The 14,356-nt window shown below is 65.6% G+C and carries 16 protein-coding genes; 12 read left to right on the top strand and 4 right to left on the bottom strand.

The annotated features are described in order from the left end of the window. Window positions 1-41 precede the first annotated feature (41 nt). The 8 genes from ACIQ3B_RS09600 to ACIQ3B_RS09565 all read left to right on the top strand — a co-directional run bounded on the left by ACIQ3B_RS09600 (window position 42) and on the right by ACIQ3B_RS09565 (window position 6,863). Window positions 42-1,457, top strand: coding sequence for a Do family serine endopeptidase (locus ACIQ3B_RS09600; protein WP_397401965.1), 1,416 nt, complete (start codon window positions 42-44; stop codon window positions 1,455-1,457). Between the two features lie 31 nt (window positions 1,458-1,488). Further along, complete coding sequence (locus ACIQ3B_RS09595) at window positions 1,489-2,793, top strand: replication-associated recombination protein A (RefSeq protein ID WP_397401963.1); 1,305 nt, start codon at window positions 1,489-1,491, stop codon at window positions 2,791-2,793. A 72-nt stretch (window positions 2,794-2,865) separates the two neighbouring features. Further along, the gene (locus ACIQ3B_RS09590; RefSeq protein ID WP_397401961.1) at window positions 2,866-3,324 is read left to right on the top strand and encodes a hypothetical protein; all 459 of its coding nucleotides are present in this window, start codon (window positions 2,866-2,868) and stop codon (window positions 3,322-3,324) included. Between the two features lie 8 nt (window positions 3,325-3,332). Then, the gene (locus ACIQ3B_RS09585; RefSeq protein WP_397401959.1) at window positions 3,333-4,064 is read left to right on the top strand and encodes an RluA family pseudouridine synthase; all 732 of its coding nucleotides are present in this window, start codon (window positions 3,333-3,335) and stop codon (window positions 4,062-4,064) included. Between the two features lie 76 nt (window positions 4,065-4,140). Continuing rightward, window positions 4,141-4,626, top strand: coding sequence for a CC0125/CC1285 family lipoprotein (locus ACIQ3B_RS09580; RefSeq protein ID WP_397401957.1), 486 nt, complete (start codon window positions 4,141-4,143; stop codon window positions 4,624-4,626). A 45-nt stretch (window positions 4,627-4,671) separates the two neighbouring features. Further along, a complete protein-coding gene (gene crcB, locus ACIQ3B_RS09575; RefSeq protein ID WP_397401955.1) occupies window positions 4,672-5,055 on the top strand; it encodes a fluoride efflux transporter CrcB in 384 nt (127 codons plus the stop codon). Further along, window positions 5,052-6,029: an RluA family pseudouridine synthase gene (locus tag ACIQ3B_RS09570; protein WP_397401953.1), complete on the top strand. Its 978-nt coding sequence runs from the start codon at window positions 5,052-5,054 to the stop codon at window positions 6,027-6,029. The genes crcB and ACIQ3B_RS09570 overlap by 4 nt, the downstream gene beginning before the upstream one ends. Window positions 6,030-6,128: 99 nt before the next feature. Next, window positions 6,129-6,863 (top strand): ATP12 family chaperone protein, encoded by a 735-nt coding sequence (locus tag ACIQ3B_RS09565; protein ID WP_397401951.1) that lies wholly within the window; start codon window positions 6,129-6,131, stop codon window positions 6,861-6,863. Here the strand turns inward: ACIQ3B_RS09565 and ACIQ3B_RS09560 are convergent. After that, window positions 6,836-7,159 carry a putative quinol monooxygenase gene (locus ACIQ3B_RS09560; RefSeq protein ID WP_397401949.1) on the bottom strand — a complete coding sequence of 108 codons (324 nt, stop codon included), beginning with the start codon at window positions 7,157-7,159 and terminating at the stop codon, window positions 6,836-6,838. The genes ACIQ3B_RS09565 and ACIQ3B_RS09560 overlap by 28 nt on opposite strands. A gap of 86 nt (window positions 7,160-7,245) precedes the next feature. Here ACIQ3B_RS09560 and ACIQ3B_RS09555 point away from each other — a divergent pair, with 86 nt between their 5' ends. Both ACIQ3B_RS09555 and ACIQ3B_RS09550 read left to right on the top strand, forming a co-directional pair. Then, on the top strand, window positions 7,246-8,778 hold the full coding sequence (locus ACIQ3B_RS09555; protein WP_397401947.1) for an acyl-CoA carboxylase subunit beta: 1,533 nt from the start codon (window positions 7,246-7,248) through the stop codon (window positions 8,776-8,778). Window positions 8,779-8,885: 107 nt separating this feature from the next. After that, complete coding sequence (locus ACIQ3B_RS09550) at window positions 8,886-9,401, top strand: hypothetical protein (RefSeq protein WP_397401945.1); 516 nt, start codon at window positions 8,886-8,888, stop codon at window positions 9,399-9,401. Here the strand turns inward: ACIQ3B_RS09550 and ACIQ3B_RS09545 are convergent. Both ACIQ3B_RS09545 and msrB read right to left on the bottom strand, forming a co-directional pair. Further along, window positions 9,398-10,234, bottom strand: coding sequence for a hypothetical protein (locus tag ACIQ3B_RS09545; protein WP_397401943.1), 837 nt, complete (start codon window positions 10,232-10,234; stop codon window positions 9,398-9,400). The genes ACIQ3B_RS09550 and ACIQ3B_RS09545 overlap by 4 nt on opposite strands. An 8-nt stretch (window positions 10,235-10,242) precedes the next feature. After that, window positions 10,243-10,731 carry a peptide-methionine (R)-S-oxide reductase MsrB gene (gene msrB / locus ACIQ3B_RS09540; RefSeq protein ID WP_397401941.1) on the bottom strand — a complete coding sequence of 163 codons (489 nt, stop codon included), beginning with the start codon at window positions 10,729-10,731 and terminating at the stop codon, window positions 10,243-10,245. A gap of 125 nt (window positions 10,732-10,856) precedes the next feature. Here msrB and ACIQ3B_RS09535 point away from each other — a divergent pair, with 125 nt between their 5' ends. Then, window positions 10,857-12,833, top strand: a complete 1,977-nt coding sequence (locus ACIQ3B_RS09535) for an acetyl-CoA carboxylase biotin carboxylase subunit (protein ID WP_397401939.1) — start codon at window positions 10,857-10,859, stop codon at window positions 12,831-12,833. 21 nt (window positions 12,834-12,854) lie between these two features. Then, window positions 12,855-13,250 carry a DUF805 domain-containing protein gene (locus tag ACIQ3B_RS09530; RefSeq protein WP_397401937.1) on the top strand — a complete coding sequence of 132 codons (396 nt, stop codon included), beginning with the start codon at window positions 12,855-12,857 and terminating at the stop codon, window positions 13,248-13,250. 37 nt (window positions 13,251-13,287) lie between these two features. Here the strand turns inward: ACIQ3B_RS09530 and ACIQ3B_RS09525 are convergent, their stop codons facing one another. Continuing rightward, window positions 13,288-13,875, bottom strand: coding sequence for a hypothetical protein (locus ACIQ3B_RS09525; RefSeq protein WP_397401935.1), 588 nt, complete (start codon window positions 13,873-13,875; stop codon window positions 13,288-13,290). Window positions 13,876-14,356: the final 481 nt, after the last annotated feature.

The raw sequence follows: 14,356 nt of genomic DNA, 5'->3' as shown, positions 1-14,356 counted from the left end.
ACCGGCAGACAAGGGCGCGGTTTGAAAACCCCGGAGACCCGATGCGACGTCTGCTCGCCCTGATCCCCGCCCTTACACTTGTGAGCGCCAGCATCGCGCCCGGATATGCAGCGGCTCAACCCGCATTCAGCCAGCCCAATCGCGCCCCGCCGCAGGACGCGATGCAGATGAAGTCGTCCTTCTCGCCGGTCGTGAAGCGGGCCGCGCCAGCCGTCGTGAACATTTCGGCCAAGCGAATGGTGCGCCAGCAGGTCGACCCGTTCTGGCAACTGTTCGGTCGTGGCGTACCGCAGTCCAGGGTGGCGCAGTCGCTGGGGTCCGGGGTGATCGTCCGGGCCGATGGCGTCATCGTCACCAACAATCACGTCGTCGCTGACGGACAGGAGATTACGGTCGCCTTGTCCGACCGTCGCGAGTTTCCGGCGCGCGTCCTGCTGGCCGATCCCCGCACCGACCTGGCGATCCTGAAGATCGACATTCCTGCCGGAGAGCGGCTGGAGGTGCTGGCGATGGACGATTCCGGCGACGCTCAGGTGGGCGACCTCGTGCTGGCCATTGGCGACCCGTTCGGTGTCGGCCAGACAGTGACCAACGGCATCATATCCGCACTTGACCGGAGCACCGACCCGAACGGGGAGGGCGGGCTGGCCTACATCCAGACCGACGCCGCCATCAATCCCGGCAACTCCGGCGGTGCGCTGGTGGACATGGACGGCGACCTTATCGGCGTGAACAGCTTCATCCTTTCGCGGTCGGGGTCTTCTTCGGGCGTGGGATTTGCGATCCCGGCCTCTGTGGTGCGTCGGGCGGTGGAGACTGCTGTAGGTGGCGGGCGCAGCGTGGTGCGGCCCTGGCTGGGTGCGCGGACACAGAGCGTAACGCCGGAAATCGCCCGTAGCCTGGGGCTGGCGCGTCCGCAGGGCGCGTTGATCGCCGATCTCTGGCCCGACGGCCCTGCGGCGCGGGCGGGTCTGCGACAGGGCGATGTGGTCCTGCAGGCCGATGGCAAGCCGGTTGCGGATACGGGCGCGCTCAGTTTTGCGATCCGTAACCATCGGCCCGGCGAAACACTCCTGCTGGTGGTCCACCGCGCGGGCGGGCAGGAGCAGACACTGTCGCTCCGGGCAGAACCGCCGCCAGCCACTCCGGCCCGTGACGAGCGAACGCTGTCTGGGCGCAATCCTTTTGACGGCGCCACCGTGGTGAACCTGTCCCCGGCCGTGGCCGATGAACTGGGTCTGGATACCTTCGCCGGGCAGGGGGTTCTGGTCTCGAAACTGGGGCGGGGTCTGGCCATGAATGCAGGTTTGAGACCCGGCGACATCGTGCGCCAGGTCAACGGACGGAAGATCGAAACCGTGCGTGATCTGGCTGTGGCGGCGGGCACGGCCGCCCCCGCCTGGCAGGTGACCATCGAGCGCAACGGTCAACAGATTACGGCGACGTTCCGCATCTGACGTCTCGGGGATCTGTGGTAGGTCCGGGACTATGGCCGATCTCTTTGAAGCGGCGGGCCTGACGCCGCAGCAACCCTCGCCCCTGGCCGACCGGCTGCGCCCGCAGCAGCTGGACGAGGTCGTGGGCCAGGACCATCTGCTCGGCGCGGACGGGCCAATCGGTCGCATGGCGCAGGCGCGGCGTCTGTCCTCGATGATCCTGTGGGGCCCGCCGGGCACCGGTAAGACCACGATCGCGCGGCTGCTGGCCAAGTCGGCTGGCTATGAGTTTCAGCAACTCTCGGCGGTGTTTTCGGGCGTGGCCGATCTGAAAAAAGCCTTCGAGGCCGCCAAGATGCGCCGCGCCGCCGGCCAGGCGACGCTGTTGTTCGTGGACGAGATCCACCGCTTCAACCGCGCCCAGCAGGATGGCTTCCTGCCGTTTGTGGAGGAGGGCACGGTCACTCTGGTGGGCGCCACCACAGAGAACCCTTCGTTCGAACTGAATGGCGCTCTTCTTTCGCGCTGCCAGGTCTATGTGCTCAAGCGGCTGGATGACGAGGCCCTGCATGCCCTGCTTGAGAAGGCCGAGGCTCATGAGGGTCGCGCCCTCGCGCTGGAACCTGATGCCCGTGCGGCGCTGGTGGCGCTGGCCGACGGCGACGGGCGTTATCTGCTGACCTTGGCCGAGACCCTTCTCAACATCGGTTCCGCCCTGCCGTTGTCGACCAAGGACCTGGGTCAGGTCCTGCAGAAGCGCAGCCCTGCCTACGACAAGGATCGGGAGGAGCACTACAACCTCATTTCGGCGCTCCACAAATCCATCCGGGGGTCTGATCCGGACGCGGCGCTCTACTGGCTGGCCCGCATGCTGGCCGGGGGCGAAGATCCGCTGTTTCTGGCGCGACGCCTGGTCCGCGCGGCGGCGGAAGATATTGGTGAGGCCGACCCGATGTCGCTGGTGCTCGCCAATGCGGCGAAGGACACCTACGACTTCCTCGGTTCTCCTGAGGGCGAGATCGCGCTGGCGCAGCTGGTCGTCCATCTTGCCTGCGCGCCCAAATCCAACGCAGTCTATGCGGCCTATGGTGCGGCGATGAAGGCGGCCAGGGAGACCGGCTCGCTCATGCCGCCGGCGCATATCCGCAATCCCACGACCCGGCTCATGCGGGATCTCGGCTACGGCAAGGGTTATGCCTATGATCACGATGCGCCGGAGGGGTTCTCGGGTCAGAACTACTTCCCGGACGGGATGGAGCGCCGCACCTTCTACAAGCCGAAAGGCGAGGGTTCCGAGGCCCGGATCAAGGAGCGGCTGGAGCGCTGGGCGGGGATGCGGGCCGACCGCAAGACTTGACCCCGGCGCGGGCGCCATTGTCGGATTGTCTGATCAGGACTAGCCTCTCCCTGGGTCAACTTCGGGGGAAGCATGGTGACGGATACCACCGACAATACCGCGACGGCTCGCACGCCCTGGCACCTCTGGCTGGTGGCGATTCTGGGCGTGCTCTGGAACGGATTCGGCGCCTACGACTATACGATGAGCAAGCTTCAGGGGGACGCCTATCTCAAGGCGTCGGGCATGACCGAGCCCCAGATCGTCTACTTCCACGCCATGCCGACCTGGGTGACAGTGTGCTGGGCCTTGGGCGTGTGGGGCGCCATTGTGGGTACGGTGCTGCTGTTCGCCCGGTCGCGCTGGGCCGCGCCGGTGTTCTGGGCCTCCCTGGCCGGCTTGGTCGGCAGCCTCCTCCACACTCACCTGCTCAGCAATGGGCGGGAGATCATGGGTCAGCAGGTGCTGATCCTGAACGGGGTGATCCTCGCTGGCTGCCTGTTCTTCATCTGGTACTCGGCACGGATGGCGAAGGCGGGCGTCCTCCGCTAAGTGAGGGTGTGAAACCCCTAAAACCGGTCCAGCTCAGCCGCGACGAGATCGCCTTCGTAAAGAGCCTCGTGCTCTACGAGGACGCCGAGATCCTGGCCCTTAATAAACCTTCGGGCCTGTCCAGCCAGGGCGGGCGAGGGCAGGTCCATACGCTGGACGAACTGCTGTGGGCCTTCGCCAGACCCGGGAAGGCGCGACCTCGCCTGATCCACCGCCTGGACCGTGACACCTCTGGTGTAATCCTGACCGCCAAGACAAAGCCAGCCGCAGGATTTCTCGGCAAGGCATTGATGTTGAGAAAATTTTCTAAAACTTACCTGGCCATCGTGACCCCCGGCCCACCTGATCCGGCAACGGGCGTGATCGACCTGCCGCTACGCCGGGATGAGCAAGGCAGGGAGGCTTACATGCGCGTCTGCACCGCGGATCATCCCGACGCCGAGACCGCCCGATCAGGTTACCGTACCCTGGCGAGCGCGAAAGGCGCCGCCCTCATGGAACTGGACCCGGAGACCGGCCGTATGCACCAGCTGCGGGTGCATCTGGCCGCCCTGGGCCGCCCGATCGCCGGCGACGTCCGTTATGGCGGCGCCCTGGTCGTCGACGGGGAGGCGGTTTCACGGCTCATGCTGCACGCCCGCGCGCTGTCGTTCCCTCATCCTGCCGGGGGAACCCGGCGGCTGGAGGCGAAGCCACCTTCCGATATGGCCGCGTTGATCGCCAAGCTCGGGCTCGAATGAGCGGCGCTGCCAAACTGTCTATCCGGGTGTATACAGGTTTGAACCGATAGCGGTTTCGCCAGCGGGAGGCTCGCCCATGAAACACCTTGTCATCGCTCTGCTGGCCGGCCTCGCCCTCAACGCCTGCGCCACGCCGCAAAAACTCTACCAGGCCGCCGCCGGCCCAAGATCTGTCGGCTACTCCGAATATCGCGTCGAGCCGGGACGCTACCGGATCACCTTTCGCGGTGGCCCCGGCGCAACCCCGCAGCGCGTGGCCGACCTTGCCCTGATCCGGGCCGCCGATCTGGCACTTGCCGAAGGTTACGACTGGTTCCGGGTGGCTGACCGGGTGACGGAGGAACAGCCGGATCGAGGCCCCCGCATCGGTCTTGGCGTGGGAAGCGGCAGCTACGGGCGCCGGAGCGGTGTCAGCCTGGGCGTGGGCACGAGCTTCGATCTGGGCGGCGGCCCTTCGGTGTCAACGACCATCGAGGTGCTGATGGGCCGGGGCGAGCGCCCGCGGGGCCAGGATGCCTACGACGCCCGCGCACTTCGTGAGACGCTCCGCGCTCTCATCTGATCGCCGAGTTGGCAAAGCCAGCCGTAGCGTCGCATAAGTCCTCGGATGAACACTCTTGTCCTGGTGGCGGTGGGCGGCGCAGCGGGTGCGGTGGCGCGGTACCTGATCGGTCTCCAGACCCTTCGGATGTTCGGCGCCGCCTGGCCCTATGGAACCTTGGCCGTCAACGTGCTCGGGGGTTTCCTGATGGGTGCGCTGGCCGGCCTGCTCGCGATCCGTGGCGGGCCTGATCAGGAGAAGCTGCGGCTGTTGCTGGGCGTCGGCGTACTGGGTGGCTTCACCACCTTCTCGGCCTATTCTCTTGACGTCGTCGCCATGATCGATCGGCGAGCCTGGCTACAGGCGGCGACGTATAGCCTGGGCTCGGTCGTTCTGTCCGTCGCGGCCCTGTTCGCCGGCCTGTGGCTCATCCGGCGGCTGTTCGCATGAGGGAGGTCCGCACCCTCTTCGTGGACGCGGGTGAGGATGGCGTGCGCCTTGATCGCTGGTTCAAACGCCGCTGGCCGCACCTGAACCACATCCAGCTGCAGAAGCTCACGCGCTCCGGCCAGATCCGCGTGGATGGCGCGCGCGCGAAACCAGACACCCGGCTGGCCGCCGGGGCGCAGATCCGCGTGCCGCCTCTGCCGGACGCGCCGCCAGCGCTTGAGAAGGGACAGATCGATCCTCGCGACGCCGCTTTCATCAGGTCACTGGTGATTTACGAGGATGATGAGGTTCTCGCGATCAACAAGCCCTCCGGGCTGGCGGTCCAGGGGGGGACCAAGACCACCCGGCATGTAGATGGCCTTCTCTCGGCCTGGGGGGAGGGTCTTGACCGGCCGCGGCTGGTGCACCGACTGGACCGCGACACGTCGGGCGTCCTGGTGATGGGCAAGGGCCCACAGGCCGCCGCCCAACTGGCCGGCGCATTCGCAAAACGCCGGGCGCAGAAGATCTACTGGGCGATTGTCACAGGCTTTCCCAAGCCGGGCGAGGGTACGATTGACCGTTCGCTCGCCAAGCAGGGCATGGGCGACCGCGAGATGATGGCGCCGGCGGACCTCAGCGATCCAAGGGCGGAGACCGCCGAGACCGAATACGTGACCCTGGCCCGCGCCGGACCGCGCGCCGCCTGGATGGCGCTGTGGCCCCATACCGGACGCACCCATCAGCTTCGGGCGCACATGCTTTTCCTGGGTCATCCGATCGTGGGCGACCCGAAGTACAACACGCTGGCGTCCCAGGCGCTTTCCGATGGGCTGAAGCTTCAGCTTCATGCGCGTCGTCTGGTGCTGCCGCATCCGTCACGGGGCACGCTGGCGCTTGAGGCGCCGATCAGCAGGGAGATGCGCGCCGGATTCGAGCGCTTCGGGTTCGACCAGAACAAGGCCGATCCCGAGCCGTTCCGGACGCGCCGCTGAAGGTACTGGAACACGCCTCGTAGGCCGGTGTTACTTGCAGTTGATGCGGTTAGTCCCCATTCCACGGCCTTGGGCGGGCATTCCGTCGGGAGTATGACGTTGGACTTGCGCAAAGGCTTCCACGAGCCGCAGGAAAAGCCCCGGCGGTTCTACAAGGCGGTGACGGTCGTTGAGGTCGACGGCGGTCACGGCATCCGGCTGGACGGACGCACCCTGAAGACTCCGCGTGCCGCCCCGCTGATCCTGCCCACCCGCGCTATGGCCGACCAGATCGCGGCAGAATGGGACGCTCAGACCGACGTCATCGAAATGGCGACCATGCACGCCACCCGCCTGGCCAATACCGCCATCGAGACCATCGGCGGATCGCGCGAGGGGGTGGCCGACCAGATCGCGGACTATGCGGCCTCTGATCTCGTCTGCTACTTCGCCGAAGCGCCTGCGACCCTGGTCGGGCGGCAGAGCGAGGCCTGGGAGCCCGTGCTCGCGCGGGCCGAAGCAGAAGAGGGCCTGCAGTTCGAGCGTTGCATCGGGATTGTCCATCGGCCCCAGCCGCCCCAGACCCTGACGCGTGTTCGCGAGATCGCGCTTTCGCTCGATGATTTCGCCCTGGCCGGCCTGGCCTTCGCCGTGCCGCTCTATGGCTCGGCGGTGCTGTCGATCGCGGTGCTGCGGGGCTGGTTGAGCGGTGGCAAGGCCTTCGACCTCTCCCGCGTCGACGAGGCCTTCCAGGAAGACCAGTGGGGCATTGACGCTGAAGCCGCCGAACGCGTTGCCCGGCTTCGGGTGGAGGCCAGCATGGTGGATCAGTGGTTCAGGGGGCTGGCGGCCTGACCCCGTGGCTCTACGGGCAGGCTCCGCACTCGCGTGCTCGCTTGCGCCAGCGCCTTTACCGCGGCCATGAATTCCCCCGACCCCGGCTCGGCGAAGTGGGCGTCCAGCGCCGCCCGATCCGCCCATTCCTCGTAGAAGAACAGCCGCATGGGGTCCTCGCAGTCCACGTGGACGCCGTGGGTCAGGCAGCCGGGCTTGGTACGCGAGCGCGCCACGTGGGCCAGGGCTGCCTCAAGCAGGGCTTCGAAGGTGTCGGTCCTGGCCGTCACCGAACCCGTCACGATCAGCATGGTCATCTACCTGGCTCACCCCGCGTGATCTTGCCTCGCCGAGCCGTCACGACTAGGGCTTCGCGTCAGTTACGTGAAGGGCGGGCGGCGACTTGAAGCACATTCTGGCAGAGCTTGAGACGCGTCGCGAACAAGCGCGCATGGGCGGCGGCGAAAAACGCATCGCCAGTCAGCACGCCAAGGGCAAGCTGACGGCGCGCGAGCGCATCGACCTGCTGCTGGATGAAGGCTCGTTCGAAGAGTTCGACATGTTCGTCGAGCACCGGATCAACGAGTTCGGCATGGCCGACAACCGGATCATGGGCGACGGCGTGGTTACCGGCTGGGGCCGGATCAATGGCCGGACGGTGTTTCTGTTCTCCAAGGACTTCACTGTGTTTGGCGGATCGCTCTCCAGCGCCCACGCCGAGAAGATCCTGAAGGTCCAGCGTCAGGCCATGAAGGTCGGCGCGCCGATCATCGGCCTGTTTGATGCGGGCGGCGCGCGCATCCAGGAAGGCGTGGCCGCGCTGGGCGGCTATGCCGACATCTTCCTCGAAAACACCCTGGCCTCGGGCGTTATCCCGCAGATCAGTGTGATCATGGGCCCGTGCGCAGGCGGCGACGTCTATTCGCCGGCCATCACCGACTTCATCTTCATGGTGAAGGACACGTCCTACATGTACGTGACCGGCCCGGATGTGGTGAAGACCGTCACCCACGAGGATGTCAGCCACGAGGATCTGGGTGGTTACCGCGTCCACGCGATGAAGTCCGGCGTCGCCGATGGCGCGTTCGAGAATGATCTGGAAGCTCTGACCCAGGTCCGTCGCCTGGTCGACTTCCTGCCGCTGTCCAACCGCGAGAAGCCGCCCGTCCGCGAAAGCTACGACGAGCCCGGTCGCGACGAGATGTCGCTCGACACCCTGGTGCCCGCCAATCCCAACAAGCCCTACGACATGAAGGAATTGATCCTGAAGGTCGTGGATGAGGCCGATTTCTTCGAGATCAGCCCGGACTTCGCCAAGAACATTGTGGTGGGGTTCGCCCGCATCGATGGCCAACCTGTAGGCATCGTCGCCAATCAGCCGCAGGTTCTGGCAGGTGTTCTGGACATAGATTCCAGCCGCAAGGCCGCGCGTTTCGTGCGGTTCTGCGACTGCTTCGACATACCGCTGATCACTTTGGTGGACGTTCCGGGATTCATGCCTGGCACCAAGCAGGAGCAGGGCGGCCTGATCCGCCATGGCGCCAAGCTGCTGTTCGCCTTCGCCGAGGCGACCGTGCCCAAGATCACCATCATTACCCGCAAGGCCTATGGCGGCGCCTATGACGTGATGAGCTCCAAGCACATCCGCGGTGACATCAACTATGCCTGGCCCAGCGCCGAGATTGCCGTGATGGGCGCCAAGGGGGCGGTCGAGATCATCTTCCGCTCCGAGATCGGCGACGCCGACGCCATTGCGGCCCGGACCGCCGAATACCAGGCCCAGTTCGCCAACCCCTTCGTGGCCGCCTCACGCGGCTACATCGACGATGTGATCATGCCCCACTCGACGCGCCGGCGGATTTCCAATGCGCTCAGGAACCTGAAGGGCAAGACGCTGTCGAATCCCTGGAAGAAGCACGACAACATACCTCTGTAGGCGCGGCCACGGCGGCCTGCATATGCTTTAGGTCAAAGCGGCCGAGACCATAACCTGCGAGATTGGTCGAAGCTCGAGGCGGTCGAGCGCCTGGACTCTGTGGGTTGATGACGACGCTGGCGCATGAGCTCCTGGTCTCAACCGGTCTCGTTGCGACGACGGTGATCACACACCTGCTGGGCCTGGACCTGTTGATGTCGCTGGTCGGGTTGCACCTCAAGCGCTTCACCACCGCCTGGCTGCATCTGGATCGGCTGCTTGTGCCATTGGGTATCGTGCTGGGTCTGTTTGTGCTGCACGGCGTCGAGATCTGGATCTACGCCTTCGCCTACCTGTTTCTTGGACTGCTGCCCACCGTCGAACAGGCGCTCTACTTCTCAGCCAATGCCTATTCCACCGTCGGCGAAGCGGGCCCCTTGCTGCCCGAAGGGTGGCGGGTCGTCGGGGTGCTTGAAGCGGTGAACGGGATGCTGCTGATAGGCTGGTCGACCGCCTTCCTGTTCAAGGTCCTCGACCACCTGCTGGGTTCCGACGGCCATGATCACCCGCTCCCGCGCGGCGCCATCGCGCGGACACGACGGAATCGCATTGTGCCAACAAGGGGCGAGGATAGCGCCGACTAGAGTGGCGGCGGCATCCGGGGCAGGCCCGGTCTGGGCGTCACCGCCTGGCCCTGAGCGAAGGCCGTGCAGCGAGGGCCGCTGAACGCGCTGACGCCGAAGACCTCCACGCAGGCGCCGAAGTCAGACGCATCGATGCGGCCCTTGTCCTGAAGCCAGGTGCACTGGGCGACGGCTCCGATCAGGTAGCTTGCGATGGGCGTCCCGGGATATCGCCGGTCCGGAATCTGTGACTGGTTCACCCGCGTGTCGGTGAAGGCGTTGCGGAATCCGATGGGCGTGAGCGTGATGGTGTGCGCGTACTCATGGGCGGTCGCGTTTACCGCGCAGGATCGTTCCACGAGGTCGGTCGAGCGGAACTGGTCCAGCAGAAGGCGGCCGAAGGTCATCTCCGCATATCGCCCAAAGCCCACGCCTTCGCCCGCGCTGGCATGGTAACGCATGGGGTCAGGTCCAGCCTGCCGCCCGACGATCTGGACCATGGCTGGGGCGTAGCGTGACCCGAAAGGCTCCAGCGCGACCTCGCGCGCGAGGTCGGCGACGGTAGCGTCCTGCTTGTCCGGTCTGGCGTAGATCACCGGATAGTGATCACCCAGCGACAGCAGGTTGCGGGTGAAGGCTGGAGATCGCAGCACGCCATAGCTTTCGGTCAGCAGGGTCTCGACCAGGGCGCGCTCGTCAGCCGATGCAGCGTCAATGATCGACTTGAACGGGCCTCGATCTGTCGCTGTGTCCTCGGCGATATTCTCGCGGGCAACCCAGACAACCATGATCACGACGGCGATCACACCCCACAGGCCGGAGGACCAGAGCGAAGTGCGCTGCAGCCCCTCCACGGTCGTACCTAGGCCGTTTGCAGTCCGGCATTGTCTCCGCGCCCAAGCGGATCGCGCAGGGTCCCGCCGTCGGGCACAAACTCCAGCGAGATCGAGTTGATGCAGTACCGGAGGCGGGTAGGCGGCGGGCCATCAGGAAACACGTGGCCCTGATGGCTGCCACAGCGGGCGCAGAGCGTTTCAATGCGGACCATCCCGTAAGACGTGTCGCGCACAGCGGTGACATGCGCTTCATCGATCGGCGCCCAGAACGAGGGCCAGCCGGTGCCGCTTTCAAACTTGGTTTTGTGCTGGAATAGCGGGAGTGCGCACAGACGGCAGCAGTAGATACCGGTATCCTTCTGATCGAGCAGGCCGCCGCAGAAGGGCGCCTCGGTGCCGTGATGCAGCAGAACCTCGGCTTCCTCACGCGTAAGGCCGGCTTCGAGGCGCTTGCGTTCCTCAGCGTCAGGCGGAGACAGAGAAAATCCGGACGGGGAGATTGCTGGTGTGCTCATGTTCGCCAATCTAGTGTTCCGCGACGCCCCGTGGAAGATGGGAGTCAGCGTCAAATGATTGTCGTCATTACTCTTGAGGTCTTCGCCGCCAGGGCTGCTGTGAAATTTGCTGCGTAAGGGGCAGAATGTTCTCGAAAATCCTCATCGCCAACCGGGGCGAGATCGCTGTCCGGATCATCAAGACCTGCCGCAGGATGGGGATCAAGACCGTCGTCGTTTATTCAGAGGCGGACGCGGACTCGATGGCGGTCGAAATGGCCGACGAGACCGTCTTCATTGGCCCGGCGCCTGCGTCGGAGAGCTATCTTGTCGCAGACAAGATCGTGGCCGCCGTTCGCGAGACCGGGGCTGAGGCGGTCCACCCGGGTTTTGGTTTCCTGTCGGAGAACGCCAGCTTCGCGCGACGGCTGGCGGCTGAGGGGATCACCTTTATCGGTCCGAACCCGCATGCCATCGAGGCTATGGGCGACAAGATTGAGTCCAAGAAGTTCGCCGTGAAAGCCGGGATCTCGGTGGTGCCAGGCCACGTGGGCGAGATCGATGACACGGCGCATGCCGTCCGTATCTCCGAGGAGATCGGCTATCCGGTGATGCTGAAAGCCTCCGCCGGCGGGGGCGGCAAGGGCATCCGGGTCGCCTGGAACCGCCAGGACGTGGAGGAAGGCTTCCCGGCTGTGCGCTCCGAGGCCAAGTCCAGCTTCGGCGACGATCGTATTTTCATTGAAAAATTCATCGAAAGCCCGCGCCACATCGAGATCCAGGTGCTGGGCGACAAGCACGGCAATGTGGTTCACCTGTTCGAACGCGAGTGCTCGATCCAGCGCCGGAACCAGAAGGTTATCGAGGAGGCGCCCAGCCCCTTGCTGGACGAAGCCACCCGCAAGGCCATGGGCGATCAGGCCGTGGCTCTGGCCCGGGCGGTGCAATACGACAGCGCCGGCACCGTGGAATTTGTCGCCGGCCAGGACCGCAGCTTTTTCTTCCTGGAGATGAACACCCGCCTGCAGGTGGAGCATCCGGTCACGGAGCTGATCACAGGCGTCGACCTGGTGGAGCAGATGATCCGGTCGGCCTACGGCGAGCGAATGTCGTTCGGCCAGCAGGATCTGAAGATCAATGGCTGGGCGATGGAGAGCCGGATCTACGCCGAGGACCCCTATCGCGGCTTCCTGCCCTCGATCGGACGGTTGGTTCGCTACTCGCCCCCTCAGGAAGGCGATGTGGGCGACGGCGTGATCGTACGCAACGACGCCGGCGTTCGCGAGGGCGACGAGATCTCGATGTTCTACGACCCGATGATCTCGAAGCTTTCGACCTGGGCCCCGACCCGCGAAGGCGCCATCGACGCCATGGGCCGCGCGCTGGAGGACTTCCACATCGAGGGCCTGGGCCAGAACATCCCGTTCCTGGCCGCCGTGATGGATCAGGCGCGGTTCCGGTCGGGCAAGCTCAGCACCAACTACATCAAGGACGAATTCCCCGAGGGGTTCCAGGGCCTGCCGCCCACGGACGCTCAGCGCGATCTGATGAGTGGGGTGGCGCTGGCCATGCAGCGGGCCTTGCTGGCCCGGGCCGCGCCGGACCAGACACGGAGCGCGTGGGTGGTCGTCGCCGGCGCCCTGCACCAGACGATGAGCGTGACCGCCGTCGACGGCGGGCTGACCATCCTGACGGGGGATCGCAAGCTCAGACTGGAGGATATCCAGTGGCGGCCGGGCCAGGCCGTGTTCCGCGCCAATCTGGACGGGCGCGACTTCACGGTGGCCGTAAAGCCTGCCGCCGAGGGTTTCGTTATCCGCCACCGCGCCACGACCCTTCGCGTGATGGTGCTGTCGCCCCGGTCCGCTGAGCTGCACCAGATGTTGCCGCCCAAGAAGGCCGCCGACACCTCGAAGATGGTGCTTTCGCCGATGCCGGGTCTGGTGGTCTCTATCGACGTCGCTCAGGGACAGTCCGTGAGGACCGGAGAGGTGGTGGCCGTTCTGGAGGCCATGAAGATGCAGAACATTCTGCGCGCCGAGCGCGATGGCGTGGTCAAGGTGGTCAGCGTCAAGTCCGGTGACAGCGTCGCGGCGGACGAAGTTCTGGTCGAGTTTGCCTGATACTGGAGCTCTGAAGCCCGCATGAGCGTCAGCGAACTCTTCCTCTCGGCTCAGGGCCGCGCCACGCGGACCCCCTCGGTGGTGGCGGCGGTCGTGCTGCTGGTGCTGGCGGCCCTGTTCGAGGCCCTGGTCGAGGATCCCCTGGCCAGAACGCTGACCGGGCTGATCGCCTATCCGGCGTTCTTCTATGGCGGCACGTGTGTGCTGGCCAAGCGCTTGCATGACCGGGGGCGGTCCGGCTGGTGGGCGGCGCTGATCCTGGTGTCCGTCGTAGCGGTATGGCCCCATCCGGCAGGCTTTCTGGATTTCGGGTTCTTCGTGGTGCTGGTCTGGGCGTTCGTCGAGCTGGCGGTGATGCCGGGCGAGCGAGGGGCAAACCGGTACGGCGCCAATCCGCAGGTGCTGACGGTGGCGTAGGGATGGGCGTAGCGGGAAGGGTCTGTGGCGGTTAGGCCTACCCCGAAGGGCGCGGGGGCGGTCGACCGGGGATGACCGGGGCGGCGCGGGCGGAGTTCAGCAGCTGTGAGCGGGCCGCAGGGGCCACAGCCGGGCGGGCCAGAACCGCCAGCGCCGGGCCCGGGCGGCGAGGTTCAGGTTCCGGCTTCGGGTCAGCCTGCGCCAGCAGGGCCTTCAGGGTCGGAAGCGTGGTTTCGCGGATGCGGGCCGGATACTGATCGCGGGCCTGTTCGGCCCTTGCCGAGACGATCCCGAGCGTCTTCAGGAACTGCGGCAGGCTGACGGGCTCGGCGTCACGATCACGCTCCCGTTCCGGCTCGGAGCGGCGGGGGATGCCCAGGCGTTCCTCGTAATCCGAGGACTCAAGGCGTTCGCGCTCAAGCGGTTCCAGAGCGGGGCGGGCCGGGCCACGCGGAGCCGAAACCCCGAATACCTTCAGCCGAATGCCCATCCGCACCGCGAAGAAGCAATGGCGGAACTCGGCGGTGAAGGCGAGGAAGCGGTCGAGGTTGTCGCCGGCAGTCTTCGCAATTTCCACCGCCGCCGTGCCCAGCTCAAAGGCCGACACCGTCATCGCCTCGATCATCCGAAGCGTGGTCGCATCATGAAGGGGCTGGGCGGCCTGCATGAGAACAAAGATAGAACAAATTGGCCTACTGTCAAGCCGCGTGTCGTCGACGCCGGAAGGATTTGTCCTCGAACCACACGAACCGCACGAACGGGGTGGCGTCTACGGCGGGGGCCGGGGAACGCCGGGCAACTGGGGAAGAGAACCGCAGAAGACGCAGAGGAACGCAGAAAGGGCCGTGACGCTCTGCGCGACACCGCAACGCTATCGGGTGCGCCGGGGATGACAACCCGTGCGCGCCGCGCCATTGTTACGATGCCTCTTGTCTGAATCCCCGCCCGATGCGTCGGAGAATGCGATCTGCTTCCCAATGGGGGTTAAGTAAAGTGTTGTCTAATTGGTTTCACGGTTGCCTCAGGTTCGTTGTTGGACTGACCTTGGTCTATGGTTGTCTACGGGGTCATGGCCTGGCTGGGGAGCCTTGATGGCCGTGCCGCAA

The sequence above is a fragment of the Phenylobacterium sp. genome (genome assembly GCF_044358365.1).
Lineage (GTDB): Bacteria > Pseudomonadota > Alphaproteobacteria > Caulobacterales > Caulobacteraceae > Phenylobacterium.
This window is presented reverse-complemented; position numbering and strand designations above follow the sequence as displayed.